Below are 14,412 nucleotides of genomic sequence, written 5' to 3' on the forward strand. Positions count from 1 at the left end.
AGGGATGGCTCAGACGGGCACTCGCAGCGTCTCGACGGCCTTGACCAGCGGGGCGAGCTCCGGGTTCCGTGCGGCCTCGTCGAGCGCCTCGCGCAGGGCGGCGTCATTGGTGGGGCGCGCCTGGGCGAGCAGCGCGGCGCCCGCCTCGCTCACGTCCGTGTAGATGCCGCGGCGGTCGGTGGGGCACAGATAGCGGGACAGGAGCCCGCGGTCCTCGAGCCGCGTCACCAGGCGTGTGGTGGCGCTCTGGCTCAGCACCACGGCGTCCGCGACCTGCTTCATCTGCAGATGGCCGCCCTCCCCGTCGTGCTGGCGGCTGAGCACGTCGAGCAGGGAGTACTCGCGCACGCTGAGGCCGTGCCCGGCCTGGAGAGCGCGCTCGATGTGGGTCTCGATCTGCCCGTGGAGCAGGGAGAGCGCGCACCAGCCCTGAGCAAGGGCGGTGAGTGCGGGGTCCGTCGCTGTCATGGCTCTTGTTTCCTCCGTCCCGGAGTCCCGGAGTGACTGCCACCAGGATAGTCCACAGATGCAATATCCCGCGCTTGCAATTAACAAGCGTCTGCAACTATTGTGGACGCACGTTAAGCGCATCCGCAACTGTCTGGAAGGTAGATCCATGCCTCTCGCGCTACTGGCCCTCGCGATCGGGGCTTTTGGAATCGGCACCACCGAGTTCGTGATCATGGGGCTCCTCCCCGAGGTCGCGGGTGACTTCGGCGTCTCCATCCCCACGGCCGGATTCCTCGTGACCGGTTACGCCCTGGGTGTCGTCCTCGGCGCCCCGCTGATGACCGTCCTCGGCACCAAGATCTCCCGCAAGCGGATGCTGATGCTGCTGATGGGCCTGTTCATCGCGGGCAATCTGCTCTCCGCCGTCGCTCCCGTGTTCGGCGTGATGCTGGCGGGCCGCGTCGTCGCCTCCCTCGCCCACGGTGCCTTCTTCGGCATCGGCTCGGTCGTCGCGGCCGAACTGGTCGCCCCCGAGAAGAAGGCCGGAGCGATCGCCATGATGTTCACCGGTCTGACCGTGGCCAATGTGGTCGGCGTACCGCTCGGCACCCTGGTCGGTCAGACGCTCGGCTGGCGGATGACCTTCACCATCGTCGCGGGGCTCGGAGTGCTCGGCCTCGCGGGCATCGCCAAGCTCGTCCCCGACCTGCCCAAGCCCGAAGGCGTGCGGCTCCGCCACGAACTGGCCGCCTTCCGCAACGTGCAGGTGCTCCTCGCGATGGCGATGACCGTCCTCGGCTTCGGCGGAGTCTTCGCCGCCGTCACCTACCTGGCGCCGATGATGACGGACGTCGCGGGTTACGCGGACTCGTCCGTGACCTGGCTGCTCGTCCTCTTCGGCCTCGGCATGGTCTCCGGCAACCTGATCGGAGGGAAGTTCGCGGACCGTGCGCTGATGCCGCTGCTCTACATCTCGCTGGGGTCCCTGGCCGTCGTGCTGGCCCTCTTCACGCTCACCGCGCACAACAAGATCGCCGCTGCCGTGACCATCACGCTGATCGGCGCCCTGGGCTTCGCGACCGTACCGCCGCTCCAGAAGCGCGTACTCGACCAGGCGTCCGGAGCGCCCACGCTCGCCTCCGCCGTCAACATCGGCGCCTTCAACCTCGGCAACGCCCTCTCGGCCTGGCTCGGCGGCATCGTGATCGCCGCGGGCCTCGGCTACACCGCCCCGAACTGGGTGGGCGCCGTCCTCGCCGCGTCAGCCCTCGCCCTGGCCGTCCTCTCGGCCGCGCTGGAGCGCCGCTCGGTCACGGCCCCGAGCGTGGTCGTGACCGGCGGTGCGCCCGTCGAGCAGGCGGTCCCCGCCCACCACTGACCCCCCACCCTCACCACCCCCCCCACATCCCAGCACCACCCCGCAAGGAGAAGACCCCTCATGAGCACCACCGTCACCACAGCCACCGCCGTCGCCCCGCTGACCATCGACGACGCCGAGAAGCTCGTCAGCGCGGCCCGCCGCGCCGCCGAGGTCGCCGGTGTCACCGTCAGCGTCACCGTCCTCGACGCGGGCGGCCACCTCCTCGCCTTCCGGCGCGACGACCGGGCCGTGCTGATCTCCGGCGAGACCAGCACCCGCAAGGCGTACACCGCCCTTCAGCTGAACGCCCCGACCGCCGACCTCGTCGACGCGGTCCAGCCCGGCGGCCTCTTCCACACCCTGCCCACCGCCCTCGACCGGCCCCTGCTCTTCATCGCGGGCGGCGTGCCGGTCCACCGCGACGGCCGTCTGATCGGTGCGATCGGCGTCGGCGGCGGTGCGCCGGAGCAGGACCACGGCTTCGCGACGGCGGCTGTGGAGTCCCTCGCGTAACGCGGGAGCGACCGTACAGAAGGGCCCGCCCCCAAGTGCCGGAAGGATCATGGCACTTGAGGGCGGGCCCTTCTGCGTGGGTATGCCGTCAGCCGGCCGCCACGGTCAGCGGTGCGAAGCGGCGGGTCCAGTCACCGGGCAGCTCCGAAGTTCCGTACGTCATCACGGCGTTGAAGGCGACGGACTCCAGGCCGCTCTCCTTCACCCACGCCAGGAGCTCTTCGTGCCGTACGTCGATGTCGGTGCGCAGCGGCCGGTCGGTGCGGGTGCCGAGCGAGGCGATGAGGGCCTTGGCGGTCTCCGTGTCGCGTGCGATGAGCGGGCCGACCACGTGGGTCTCCATGTTCGGCCAGGCGCCCGCGTAGCCGATGATCTCGCCGTCGGCCTCCGCGACCCGGAGCTGGTCGGTGAAGGCGGGCAGCCGGGTGATCACATGGGTGCGGTCGTGGCCGAAGACCTCGGTGTCGAGCCGGATGATGGCCGTCAGGTCCTCCGCGGTGGCGGATCGCGTGGCGATGCCGGGCGGCGGACCCGCGGGAGTGAACCTGCCGCGGACCATCTCGGCACGGCCGATCGACTTGAAGCCGAGCTGTTCGTAGAGGGGACGGCCGTACGGCGTCGCGTGGAGCGTCAGCGGGACGGTGACCGCTTCCTCGACGGCGTACTGCATCAGGCGGCGGCCGATGCCCCGGCGGGCGTAGCGCTCGGCGACGAGGACCATGCCGATCGCCGCGAGGCCGGGGCGCTCGTGCGGGCCGTACTGGGTCACTACGTAGGCGCCGATGAGGCCGTTGCCGTCGGGGTCGTCGATGCCGTAGCCCGTTCCGGCCGAGAGCAGCAGGCCCCATTTGTGTTCCTCGCGCGGCCAGCCACGGTCCTCGGACAGGTCGGCGCAGAAGGTCAGATCACGGGGGGTGAGCCGGCGGATGGGCAGTGCGGAGAGGGAAGGTGTCGACACCCGGGTCAGGCTGTCTGACGTACGTACTCGGCGTCCAGCCGTTTGTGGGCAGAAGCACGTTGCTTGTCCGCTGAACCACGCTGCTTTTGGCCACCCTGCTTCTGGCCAGGTTGCTTCCGGCCGCGCTGCTTCTGGTCACGCTGCTTCCGACCGCGGCGGGTGAGCCCCCAGGGCTTGAGGACGGAGATGACCGTCATGAAGACGTAGGCGCTCAGCGAGACGATCGGCCCGGCGATGAGACCGGAGGGGTCGGTGATCGGGTCGCCCGCGGCTACTGTCGCGGCCGATTCGTTGACCCCCGGGCGCAGTGCGAAGACCGAGGCGGCGGTGGTGGCCAGGGTCAGCCAGAACTTCGTGTAGACCCAGCGGTGCTTGGCGAGCCCCCACGGCGTGCCCAGGGACAGCGGCAGGCCGCTCAGCAGCGTGATCAGGGCGAGCGGGATCACCAGCCAGTCCGTGAAGACCTTCATGGAGCGGACGGCGGCCTCGACGGCCGCGGGGGACTGCGTGGTGATCGCGGTCAGGGCGAGAGCCAGTAGCCCGAGCGTGAGCCCGAGCCAGCCGGCCGCGCCGACTACATGGACAACCAGGGTGGCCCGTCGAGCGGGGCGGCTTAGTTTCACGTGAAACACGGTGCCAAGCAGGGCGGTCAGGGGCGTCTGACAGCGGGAGTAACCGTGGGTACTAGCCTCGGCGTACATGGCACGCCTTCACCTCTTCGATCTGGACGGGACGCTGCTGCACGGCACCGCCGCTCCGGTGGAGATCTCGCGACAGCTGGGCCTGGACACGGAGATCGCCGCGCTGGAGCGCGATTTCGTGGCGGGACACGTCGATTCACCGCAGTACGCGGTCCGCGTCCGTGAGCTCTGGGCGGAGCTCACGGACGAGCATGTGACGGGAGCCTTCGAGGGGGCGCCCTGGCTGTCGGGCATCCGGGAGACCTGGGCCGAGATCCGCGAGGGCGGCGACTACTGCGCGGTGGTGTCGCTGTCGCCGTCCTTCTTCGTGGAGCGGCTCCTGGCCTGGGGCGCGCACGCCGCCTACGGCTCGCACTTCCCCGCTGTGCCGTTCACCGAGCCCGTGAATCCGGCGGGCATCCTCGACGCCGCGGCCAAGGTGAAGATCGCGAACCGGCTCTGTGAAGAGTTCGGGGTGGGCCGCGGCGACTGCGTCGCGTACGGAGACTCGCTTTCCGACCTGGAGTTGTTCGGCGCGGTGCCGGTTTCCGTCGCCGTCAATGCGGATGAACGGCTGGTGAGCCTGGCCACCCACTCTTATGTCGGGAGGGATCTCCGTAAGGCGTACGAATTGGTGCGGGCCGCCCGGTAATTGAGGCAATTGAGGGGCAGGGGCGTGGAATTCGGGGCGAAGGGAAGGGGGACTTGTGCGCCGGACGGCTGCCGGTATGGTCGACTCCGGTCCGTGCCTGGTGCGCCTCTTCGCACCTGGGGGGTACGCGCGTAGGTCAATGAAGCCTAACGGGGTGAAGAGATCCAGAACCCGTACTTCTCGTTATGCGGTCGGCACGTCGACGGTGAATGGGAGGCTGCGGTGAGATGACTGCGGCCAATGTCACATTCTCGACCTACTTGTCCGTAGGGTCCGGGAACTCGGGGTTCAATGTGGCCGTATTGGCCACCGAGACAGAGCGGGGATAGCAGGCAGCTTCCGACGGGAAGCGCGCAGACCGACTGAGAGAAGTTCGAGGCGAGGCACAGCATGGACGCTCCGACCACCACGTCGTCGGCCGACGACACTTCCGGCGAGGGAGGCGGCTGGTTCACCCCACGCAAGCCACCGAAGCGGCAGGAGGACGGGGAGCCACAGCAGTCCGGTGCCGAGGGGCCCGAAGCCGCCGAGGGGCGCCGGTTGGCCTCGATACGCCCTCTGGGGAGGTCAGGCTCCGCCGCACTCGCCACCGAGCCGTCAGAGGGGCGAATACCGGCCGCACGGGAGGCCTCCGAGCCGACCGACGAGGTGACACACGCACGAGTTGCGCCTGCGGAGGCTCGACCGGAGGCGCAGTCAGAGACGCGACCAGCGGCTCAGCCGGAGACGCGATCCCCCGACGCCGTCCTCGTGCAACGCACGATGGCCGAAATCGGCCCCGACTCCGACAAGGTCACCTCGTACTTCTACGCGCTGCTCTTCACCCGCCACCCCGACCTGCGCGCCCTGTTCCCCGCGGCGATGGACACCCAGCGCGACCGGCTCCTCAAGGCGCTGCTGACCGCGGCCGAGCACATCGACAACACCGACGTACTCGTCTCGTATCTGAAGAACCTGGGCCGCGGACACCGCAAGTACGGCACCCAGCCCGAGCACTATCCGGCCGTCGGTGAGGCGCTGATCGGCTCGCTGAGCCGGTACGCGAGTTCGGTCTGGGACGAGGAGACCGAGGCCGCCTGGGTGCGGACATACACGAAGATCTCCCAGGTCATGATCGACGCGGCCGCGGAGGACGAACTGCGCGCCCCGGCCTGGTGGTTCGCCGAGGTCGTCGCGCACGACCTCAGGACCCCGGACATAGCCATCGTCACGGTCCGCCCCGACCAGCCGTACCCCTTCCTGGCCGGGCAGTACACCAGCCTGGAGACCCCCTGGTGGCCGCGGATCTGGCGGCACTACTCCTTCGCCTCCGCGCCCCGCTCGGACGGGCTGCTGTCCTTCCACGTGAAGGCCGTCCCGGCCGGTTGGGTCTCCAACTCGCTGGTGCACCGCGCCCGCCCCGGTGACGTCCTGCGGCTCGGGCCGCCCGGCGGATCGATGACCGTCGACCACACCACCGACAGCGGGCTGCTGTGCCTGGGCGGCGGCACCGGTATCGCGCCCATCAAGGCACTGGTCGAGGACGTCGCCGAGCACGGCAGACGGCGCCCCGTCGAGGTGTTCTACGGAGCAAGGACCGATCACGACCTGTACGACATCGACACGATGCTGCGGCTCCAGCAGACCCACCCCTGGCTCGCCGTCCGCCCGGTCGTCGACCAGCGGGCACAACTGCCCGACGCCGTCCGTGAGTACGGCCCGTGGAACGAGTACGACGCGTACCTCTCGGGACCGCCCGGCATGATCCGCAGCGGTGTCGACGCGCTGCGGGAGGTGGGCATACCCGTGGGCAGGATCCGCCACGACTCCGTCGAGGAACTGGTTGCCGCGGGGAGTTAGCCCAGGTCGGGGGCGTGCATCGCGCGTACGCCCTCGATGTTGCCGTCCAGGTAGTGGCGCAGCGACAGCGGTACGAGATGGACCGAGGCGATGCCCACCCGGGTGAAGGGCACGTGGACGATCTCGTACTCGCCGCACGGCTCCTCGATCTCGGGGCCGTGCCGCAGGCCGATGTCCATGGACTCCAGGCGGCAGACGAAGAAGTGCTGCACCTTCACGCCGGTCGCGCCGCCGTCCTCACCGATGTGCTCCACGGTGTCGACGAAACAGGGCACGACGTCGATGATCTTGGCGCCGAGCTCCTCGTGCACCTCGCGGTGGAGCGCGTCGACGACAGTGGCGTCCTCCGGCTCGACTCCGCCGCCGGGGGTGATCCAGTACGGATCGACGCCGGGCTTGGTCCGCTTGATCAGGATCAGGTCGTCGCCGTCCAGCAGGACGGCACGTGCGGTGCGCTTGACCACGGGTCGGACGGTCATGGGGGAAATGTGGCCCGGACTGTTCCACGTGAAACATCGTGAGCCGGTCGGAGCCGCCATCAGGCCCAGTGGGCGGCGGCACGCAGCAGCCACGCATGCGCCCGCGCGATGTGCGGCATGGCGAGCGTCCCCGTACGCACCACCAGGAAATACGTGCGCAGCGGGGGCACCGCGGGGTCGAGAAGGGCGACGACCTCGCCGCGCTCCATGGCCTCGGCGCACAGATAGCGGGGCAGTACGGCGAGTCCCGCGCCGGAGGCCGCGCAGGCGAGGACCGCGCGCAGGTCGGGGACGATGACCGCGCCGGACGCGGCGGGGAGGGTGTCGAAGACGGCGGCCCAGTAGCGCGCGACGAACGGCAGCGACTCGTGCACCTCGACCACGGGCAGGTTCTCCAGGGCCAGCGCTCCCTTGCGGCGCAGCTTGCCGGGGCCGATCCGGGCCGCCCACCGCTCCCCCGCGACCAGGACGTGCTCCTCGTCGCACAGCGGGGTCGCGGTGAGCAGGGCGCCGCGCGGCCGGGCCGTGGTGATGGCCAGATCGTGGTGCCCGGCGGCGAGTCCTTCGAGAACCTCCTCGGCGTTCCCGAACGAGGCGCGCAGGGCGTAGCTGTGGCCGTCCTGCCCGGTGAGGCCCGTGAGGGCGGGCAGAGCGCGTTCCGCGGTGAACTCGGGCGGCCCCGCGAGGTGCAGGGTGCGGATCGACGAGTCCTCGTCGATCCCTGTCTCGGCGATCTCCACCAGGGCGTCCAAGTGAGGTGCGGCTTTGTGGGCGAGCTCGTCCCCGATGGTCGTGGGAGTCACCCCACGGGCCTGGCGCAGGAAGAGGGGGCGCCCCAACTGCCTCTCCAGCGTGCGTATCTGGGAGGTGACGGCGGGCTGCGAGAGCCCGAGCAGGGCGGCGGCGCGGGTGAAGGAACCGGCCCGGTGCACCGTCACGAAGGTGCGCAGCAGGGCCAGGTCCATGACGACGTCCCTCCCCTCCGGCGCTCGGAGCGCGCCCAACTATAAATATGTCGATAGCTTTCTGTCGCTAGCGTGATTGGACACTGACACAGAGTCAACTAGCCTTGTTCGCGCGGTTCTTCGCGCGCGGAACCGGAACGGTCCGAGCCACGAGGGGGGAGGCTCGGACCGTTCGTTGTGCGTAGAACGAGCGCCTAAGCGGCCACGACGAGGTCAGTCCACCGCCACGGCGGACTCGTCCAGCGCACGCAGCACGTCCGCCACCAGGTCGTCGGGGTCCTCGGCGCCCGCGGAGAAGCGGATGAAGCCCTCGGGGACCGCGTCGCCGCCCCAGCGGCGGCGGCGTTCGGCCGTGGAGCGTACGCCGCCGAAGCTCGTCGCGTCGTCGACCAGGCGCAGGGCGTCGAGGAAACGCTCGCCACGCGCGCGCGTGGGCAGCGTGAAGGAGACCACGCAGCCGAACCGCCGCATCTGCTGCGAGGCGATCTTGTGCGAGGGGTCGTCGGGCAGCCCGGGGTAGCGCAGGTCCGCGACGTCGGCGCGGGCGCGCAGGGCCTCGGCGACGGCCAGGGCATTGGCGTTCTGGCGGTCGGCGCGCAGCTGGAGCGTGGCCAGGGAGCGGTGTGCGAGCCAGGCCTCCATCGGCCCCGGGATCGCGCCGACGATCTTGCGCCAGCGCCGCACGGCGGCAGTCAACTCCGCGTCCTTGCAGGTGACATAGCCCAAGAGGAGGTCGCCGTGGCCGGTGAGCATCTTGGTGCCGCTGGCCACGGAGAAGTCCGCGCCGAGCTCGAGCGGGCGCTGGCCGAGCGGGGTGGCGAGGGTGTTGTCGACCGCTACCAGGGCGCCACGCGCGTGTGCCGCATCGGCGAGCCCGCGCACGTCGCACACGTCCAGGCCCGGGTTGGACGGAGTCTCGATCCACAGCAGCTTGGCGCCGTCCAGGACGTCGAGCTGGGCGTCGCCGCCGGTCGGGGCGGTGCGCACCTCTATGCCGTACGCGATGAGCTGCTCCTTGACCAGCGGAAGCACCTGGTAGCCGTCGTCCGGCAGGACGACCACGTCACCGGCGCGCAGCTGCGAGAACAGCACCGCCGAGATCGCGGCCATACCGGAGGCGAAGGTCAGCGTCTCGGCATCGTCGGCACCCGGGGCCTCCAGCTCGCCGATGGCGCGCTCCAGGTGCGTCCAGGTGGGGTTCTCGTCGCGCGCGTAGGCGTATCCGCCCGTGGGATCGCCCGGCAGGTGGAAGTGGGCCGCGAAGACCGGTCCTGGCAGCGTCGGTTCGTGCTTCACCGGCTCGGGGAGACCGGCCCGCACCGCGCGGGTGCCGTCGCCCAGGGGTGCCGATTCCGTCATGCCGCCCGCCTCTCAACCGCTTCTCGTACGACGTCGAGCAGCCCTTCGCTCGCCGCCTCCACCATTCTCAGGCACTCCTCGAACCCGTCGAACTCCCCGTAGTAGGGATCCGGGACGTCCGGGTCGGTGGCGGTGGGGTCGTACGAGCGCAGCAGCCGCACCTTGGCCGCGTCGGCAGGGGTCGGCGCCAGGCGGCGCAGGGCCCGCAGGTGGCCGGAGTCCAGGGCGACGACCAGGTCGAGCCCCGCGAACCAGTCGGCCTCGAAGCGCCGGGCCAGGTGCGCGCTCCGGTATCCGGCCTCGCGCAGGACGGAGACGGTGCGCGGATCGGCACCGTCCCCTTCGTGCCAGCCGTCGGTGCCCGCGCTGTCCACCTGGACCAGGTCGCCGAGACCGGCCTCCTCGACCCGCGCGCGGAAGACGGCCTCGGCCATCGGCGACCGGCAGATGTTGCCGGTGCAGACGAAACAGACGGAATAGGTCATCGGGCGGGTCAGTCCTTGTCGTCGGGGAGCACGACGTTCATGGCCCAGGACACGATCGAGATGACCAGGCCGCCCAGGACGGCGGTCCAGAAGCCCTCCACGTGGAAGGGCACGTCGAACTTGTCGGCCAGCCACGAGGTGAGCAGCAGCATCAGGGCGTTGATCACGAGTGTGATCAGACCGAGGGTCAGGATGAACAGCGGGAACGTGAGGACCTTCACCACCGGCTTGACCAGGAAGTTCACCAGGCCGAAGAGCAGGGCGACGATGATCAGCGTCCCCACCTTCTTGCCCGTGCTGTCCCCGGTCAGGGTGATCTTGTCGAGCAGCCACACGGCGACGGCCAGGGCCGCCGCGTTGGCGGTCGTCTTGACTACGAAATTCTTCATGTGTCTGATCGTGGCAGACGTAGGTCGAGAGCGGTCGGTCGAGAACCACCGGGTCACGAGCAGGGCAAGGGGCGTACGAGGGCGATGAAGGCATTCCGACTGGACGAGCTGGAGGCGGAACGCGCCGCCAACGACGGCGCGTATCTGCAGTTCCTGCGGGAGCGGAACATGTCGGTGGGGCTGTACGCGCTCGATACCGGTGCATCCGATCCGCAGCAGCCGCACGGGCAGGACGAGGTGTACATGGTCGTGAGCGGCCGGGCGTCGATCACGGTCGGGATGGAGACCACGGAGGTGGCGCGCGGCAGCGTCGTCTACGTACCGGCGGGAGTCGCCCACAAGTTCCACCACATCAGCGAGGACCTGCGGGTGCTCGTCGTCTTCTCGCCGCCCGAGGGCTGAGCCTCCCGATCTCCGCTTACCGATCCCCGCCTCCCGATCCCCCCGGAGTCTGAGGGGATCGGGGCTGCGACCTCGGGGTTCCCTCAGGGTTGGTTCAGGGGAGGACAAGGGATCCGAGGCCCCCACAGAGCGCTTCGGCCGCCTAGCATCGAATGCAAGAAGCCGGGAGCCTGCGAAGGAATCAGGAACCCGCACGGATGCGGAGAGAGGTAAGGACGATGGCGGCGAAGGAGATCTTTGCGGGAATGCCGTGGTGGGTGAAGTGGATCGCGGTGCCGGTCATCGCCCTGGTCGTGTTCGGCAGCGTGATAGCGAGCGTCGTCGGTTTCGTCGTGGCTCTGCTCTTCAAGGCACTGATATTCGTCGCTTTGGTCGGTGGACTCATCTATGTCGTACGGAAGTTCATATCCGGCTCGTCCTCGTCGCGCAGCGACTGGTGACGTTTCGCGCGACAACCGCTGAAGACCACTGAAGCGTGTTTCGCCTGAAGCGCGTTCGGTGAGTTTTCGCAATGGTTCCCTCGGCCGGGGGAAGTTTCCCCGCCGGAGGTCGTAGCGCGCCTGCCAGGGGCTAGAGTCCGAAAACCGACGCGGGGGTACGACCCCGCGGACGGGTGCCCGTCCCCCTCCCATGCCGTTCCGGGCAGGGGCGGACCCCCACGCGCTTCGGGAGTGAACCTTGGCCGCGGTCGACCTCAGCAGCTCACCGACAGACACCAGCAGCACGCCCACCGGCGCGAGCACCTCACCGGGTGGCGCGAGCACCTCACCGGGCGACGTCAGTACCTCGCAGGCCGACGCGGCCGCCGCGACCGTGGCGCCCACCCTCATCGGCTCCGTGCAGCGGGCCATGCGGTTGCTGGAAGCCGCTGCCTCACATCTGCACGGCGCGCCCGCCAAGCAGCTGGCCCGTGAGGCGGGGCTCGCCCTGCCCACCGCGTACCACCTGCTGCGCACCCTGACCCACGAGGGCTATCTGCGCCGGGACAAGGGGCTCTTCGTGCTCGGTGAGGCAGCCGAGCGGCTGGGCAACAGCGGGGCGCAGCAGACGCGTCGCGGCACGATCCGGGAGGCCCTGGAGCACTGGCGCGACACCATCGGCGTCCCGGTGTACTTCGCCATGTACCGCGAGGGCGAGATCGAGCTCGTGGCCGTCGCCGACACCCCGGGCAATCCCGCGGTCGAGGAGTGGGCGGACTTCCGTGAGACGGGGCACGCCCACGCGATCGGCCAGTGCCTCCTCGCCCAACTCGACGAAGCGGCACGGCAGGACCACCTCGACCGCTACCCGGTCCAGTCGATCACGCGCTACTCGGTACGGGACGATCGCACGTTCATGCGCAGGCTCGACGCGATGGGGCGCATGCGGCCCGTCGTGGAGCGTCAGGAGTACGCGCTGGGGACGGTCTGCGCCGCGATTCCGATCACGGCGGGGGACACAGCGGCGACTTTGGCCATTTCTGTCCCCGCCTGCCAGGCGGACCGGCTGCTGCCCGCCGCGCAGCGATTGCAGAGTGAGCTCGGAAAGCTACTAGGGACACTCGCCTTCTCTATCAGCATCTGAAAACTCACTCCTTGTGATCTGGTGTGCACGTTAAGCAAGATGCGAGGAGTGTCAGGGAGTTGGTTCCTGGCCACTTGAGGGCCAAGTGACGGGGTAGGGCGCGATGGGCGAGTCGGTGCAGGCAGAGGTCATGATGAGCTTCCTCGTTTCCGAGGAGCTGTCGTTCCGAATCCCGGTGGAGCTGCGCTACGAGACCGGCGATCCCTATGCCGTGCGGCTGACGTTCCACCTGCCCGGGGACGCCCCGGTGACGTGGACGTTCGGACGGGAGTTGCTGGTCGACGGGGTGGGCAGGCCGTGCGGTGACGGGGATGTGCGCATCGAGCCCACCGACCCCGACCTGCTCGACGATGCGCTGATCAGGCTTCAGGTCGGCGGTGACCAGGCGCTGTTCAGGGTGGGGATCCCGCCGCTGCTCGCGTTCCTCGACCGTACGGACAAGCTGGTGCCGCTGGGGCAGGAGCGGGCGCTCGCCGACTTCGACACGCATCTCGACGAGGCGCTCGACCGGATCCTCGCGGAGGAGCAGAACGCGGGTTGAACCGCGGCTGTCAACGGACGGAAGCGGATGGCAGATTGCTGCATTTCGTGGCATCGGCAGGCGCCTTCCCGGGAGACGTCACAGTCGACGTCACGGCCGACGTCACAGCTGACGTCACGGCTTGCGGCGTCGGCCCCTGCCCCCGCCCCGGGACGGCCGGGCGGTGCCTGAAGCCGTGCCTGATGCCGTGACGGGAGCCCCACCGGAGGCCCTACCGGAGGCTCCACCGGAAGCCGCGGGCGAGCGGTCCGCGGAGACCACGAGTGCGGCCAGCGCGGTCGTCACCGGTACCGAGGCGACCAGGCCGATCGAGCCGATCAGGGTGCGGACGATCTCCTCGGCGACGAGCTCGCTGTTGGCCACCGTGCCCACGCTGGACTGTGCGATCGAGAAGAGGAGCAGCAGGGGAAGCGCCGCGCCCGCGTAGGCGAGGACGAGGGTGTTGACGACCGAGGCGATGTGGTCGCGGCCGATGCGGATGCCCGCGCGGTAGAGGCCGCGCCAGCCCATCGTCGGGTTGGCCTGGTGCAGTTCCCAGACCGCCGAGGTCTGGGTGACAGTCACATCGTCGAGCACGCCGAGCGAACCGATGATGACGCCCGCGAGCAGCAGACCGCTCATGTCGATGGATGGGTACAGGCCGTGGATGAGCCCGGTGTTGTCGTCCGTGTTGCCGGTCAGCGCGGCCCAGCCGATGAAGAGGGAGCCGAGCAGTCCGATCAGCAGGAGGGAGATGAGTGTGCCGAGGACCGCGACCGAGGTGCGGGCCGTGAGCCCGTGGCAGAGGTAGAGCGCGATCAGCATGATGGCGCTCGCCCCGATCACCGCCACGACCAGCGGGTTCGAGCCTTGCAGGATGGCGGGCAGGATGAAGAACGTGAGGACCATGAAGCTGATGGCGAGCGCGACCAGGGCCATCAGACCGCGCAGCCGTCCCACCACGACGACGGCGAGCGCGAAGATCCCGGCGAGCAGGGCCATGGGGATCTTGCGGTTCACATCGGTGACGGAGTACTGCAGTCCCTCGGGTGCCTTGGGCTCGTAGGCGACCACCACCTGCTGGCCCGTGTGGAGTTGGCGGGGTGAGTCGGGCTGGATGATCTCGTGGAAGGTGCGGCCCTCGTCCTTGCCGCTGCTCACCTCGATCGTCGCCTTCTTGCAGATGCCCTCGGCGCGGGACTGCGCGGACTGGCCCTCCGCGGTGGAGGTGTCGCCGTTCGGCGGGGTCTGCGAGGCGTTGAGGTCCTTGCAGGGCAGTTCGAGGACCTTGGTGACCTTCGCCGACTGCATCTGCCGGTCGAAGCCGACGCCGGTCCGCTCGTGCGCGGGCGCACCGCCGGGCCAGAGCACCATGAGCCCCACGACCACCGCCGCGGCGAAAGGAATCAGCACCGCCGCGATGACCTTGCGCAGGTGCTTGGAGACCGGCGCGGCCGGGCCGTGGCTGTGGGAATGCCCGTGAGAGTGCCCGGGTGAGTTCCCGTGCCCGGATGAATTCCCGTGGGAATGTCCGTTTCCGTGGCCCTCGTGAGGCGGTCCGGGTGTGGGCGGCGGGGACGGCGGCTCTGTGGTGGTCACGGCCCGATCATCGCAAGAACGGAGGGGGCCCTCTGTTCAGCGCGGCCGACATGACGCTAGCGTGGAGCCACCTTTGCAATCGCGGGAGCTCGGAGCACCGGGCTGAGAGGGCGCTGACCTTCGTACGCAACGGCACGAACGAATCGTGCACGAGCCGTACGGAATTCGCTGCGTCGACCGCCGAACCTGTTACCGGGTA

At 69.5% G+C, this 14,412-nt stretch carries 17 protein-coding genes; 8 read left to right on the forward strand and 9 right to left on the reverse strand.

What is annotated here, in order from left to right; translation table 11 throughout:
• Positions 1-9: 9 nt before the first annotated feature.
• Entirely contained in the window at positions 10-468 is a 459-nt protein-coding gene (locus CP970_RS21495; protein WP_055549964.1) for a MarR family winged helix-turn-helix transcriptional regulator, read from the reverse strand.
• Between the two features lie 148 nt (positions 469-616).
• On the opposite strand from CP970_RS21495, the gene CP970_RS21500 reads away from it, so the two are divergent.
• Both CP970_RS21500 and CP970_RS21505 read left to right on the forward strand, forming a co-directional pair.
• Positions 617-1,828 carry an MFS transporter gene (locus CP970_RS21500; RefSeq protein ID WP_150493725.1) on the forward strand — a complete coding sequence of 404 codons (1,212 nt, stop codon included), beginning with the start codon at positions 617-619 and terminating at the stop codon, positions 1,826-1,828.
• Positions 1,829-1,888: 60 nt separating this feature from the next.
• The gene (locus CP970_RS21505; RefSeq protein WP_150493727.1) at positions 1,889-2,323 is read left to right on the forward strand and encodes a GlcG/HbpS family heme-binding protein; all 435 of its coding nucleotides are present in this window, start codon (positions 1,889-1,891) and stop codon (positions 2,321-2,323) included.
• An 88-nt stretch (positions 2,324-2,411) separates the two neighbouring features.
• Here CP970_RS21505 and CP970_RS21510 read toward each other — a convergent pair whose 3' ends face one another.
• Positions 2,412-3,281 carry a GNAT family N-acetyltransferase gene (locus CP970_RS21510; protein ID WP_150493729.1) on the reverse strand — a complete coding sequence of 290 codons (870 nt, stop codon included), beginning with the start codon at positions 3,279-3,281 and terminating at the stop codon, positions 2,412-2,414.
• A 5-nt stretch (positions 3,282-3,286) separates the two neighbouring features.
• Positions 3,287-3,904 (reverse strand): hypothetical protein, encoded by a 618-nt coding sequence (locus CP970_RS21515; protein ID WP_055551532.1) that lies wholly within the window; start codon positions 3,902-3,904, stop codon positions 3,287-3,289.
• Positions 3,905-3,980: 76 nt separating this feature from the next.
• Between CP970_RS21515 and CP970_RS21520 the strand changes: the two genes are divergently transcribed.
• Both CP970_RS21520 and CP970_RS21525 read left to right on the forward strand, forming a co-directional pair.
• Entirely contained in the window at positions 3,981-4,613 is a 633-nt protein-coding gene (locus tag CP970_RS21520) for an HAD family hydrolase (RefSeq protein WP_055551507.1), read from the forward strand.
• Between the two features lie 390 nt (positions 4,614-5,003).
• The gene (locus CP970_RS21525) at positions 5,004-6,452 is read left to right on the forward strand and encodes a globin domain-containing protein (RefSeq protein ID WP_079043775.1); all 1,449 of its coding nucleotides are present in this window, start codon (positions 5,004-5,006) and stop codon (positions 6,450-6,452) included.
• Here the strand turns inward: CP970_RS21525 and CP970_RS21530 are convergent.
• The 5 genes from CP970_RS21530 to CP970_RS21550 all read right to left on the reverse strand — a co-directional run bounded on the left by CP970_RS21530 (position 6,449) and on the right by CP970_RS21550 (position 10,129).
• Positions 6,449-6,931, reverse strand: a complete 483-nt coding sequence (locus tag CP970_RS21530; protein WP_055551511.1) for an NUDIX domain-containing protein — start codon at positions 6,929-6,931, stop codon at positions 6,449-6,451. The two genes, CP970_RS21525 and CP970_RS21530, sit on opposite strands and share 4 nt — an antisense overlap.
• 59 nt (positions 6,932-6,990) lie before the next feature.
• Positions 6,991-7,896 carry a LysR family transcriptional regulator gene (locus tag CP970_RS21535; RefSeq protein WP_055551512.1) on the reverse strand — a complete coding sequence of 302 codons (906 nt, stop codon included), beginning with the start codon at positions 7,894-7,896 and terminating at the stop codon, positions 6,991-6,993.
• Positions 7,897-8,109: 213 nt separating this feature from the next.
• Positions 8,110-9,255, reverse strand: a complete 1,146-nt coding sequence (locus CP970_RS21540; protein WP_055551514.1) for a cystathionine gamma-lyase — start codon at positions 9,253-9,255, stop codon at positions 8,110-8,112.
• A complete protein-coding gene (locus CP970_RS21545) occupies positions 9,252-9,740 on the reverse strand; it encodes a low molecular weight protein-tyrosine-phosphatase (protein WP_055551515.1) in 489 nt (162 codons plus the stop codon). The genes CP970_RS21540 and CP970_RS21545 overlap by 4 nt, the downstream gene beginning before the upstream one ends.
• A gap of 8 nt (positions 9,741-9,748) precedes the next feature.
• Positions 9,749-10,129: a phage holin family protein gene (locus CP970_RS21550; RefSeq protein WP_055551518.1), complete on the reverse strand. Its 381-nt coding sequence runs from the start codon at positions 10,127-10,129 to the stop codon at positions 9,749-9,751.
• Between the two features lie 84 nt (positions 10,130-10,213).
• On the opposite strand from CP970_RS21550, the gene CP970_RS21555 reads away from it, so the two are divergent.
• From CP970_RS21555 to CP970_RS21570, 4 genes are all read left to right on the forward strand, one after another.
• The gene (locus CP970_RS21555; protein WP_055551520.1) at positions 10,214-10,531 is read left to right on the forward strand and encodes a cupin domain-containing protein; all 318 of its coding nucleotides are present in this window, start codon (positions 10,214-10,216) and stop codon (positions 10,529-10,531) included.
• Positions 10,532-10,749: 218 nt separating this feature from the next.
• Positions 10,750-10,971 carry a DUF5326 family protein gene (locus CP970_RS21560; protein ID WP_055551522.1) on the forward strand — a complete coding sequence of 74 codons (222 nt, stop codon included), beginning with the start codon at positions 10,750-10,752 and terminating at the stop codon, positions 10,969-10,971.
• Between the two features lie 397 nt (positions 10,972-11,368).
• Entirely contained in the window at positions 11,369-12,094 is a 726-nt protein-coding gene (locus CP970_RS21565; protein ID WP_055551534.1) for an IclR family transcriptional regulator, read from the forward strand.
• A 103-nt stretch (positions 12,095-12,197) separates the two neighbouring features.
• Complete coding sequence (locus CP970_RS21570) at positions 12,198-12,635, forward strand: SsgA family sporulation/cell division regulator (protein WP_055551524.1); 438 nt, start codon at positions 12,198-12,200, stop codon at positions 12,633-12,635.
• Positions 12,636-12,749: 114 nt separating this feature from the next.
• Here the strand turns inward: CP970_RS21570 and CP970_RS21575 are convergent, their stop codons facing one another.
• Positions 12,750-14,213 carry a YibE/F family protein gene (locus CP970_RS21575; protein ID WP_055551526.1) on the reverse strand — a complete coding sequence of 488 codons (1,464 nt, stop codon included), beginning with the start codon at positions 14,211-14,213 and terminating at the stop codon, positions 12,750-12,752.
• Positions 14,214-14,412 lie beyond the last annotated feature (199 nt).

This window comes from Streptomyces kanamyceticus, from assembly GCF_008704495.1.
In the GTDB taxonomy this organism is placed as follows: Bacteria; Actinomycetota; Actinomycetes; order Streptomycetales; family Streptomycetaceae; genus Streptomyces; species Streptomyces kanamyceticus.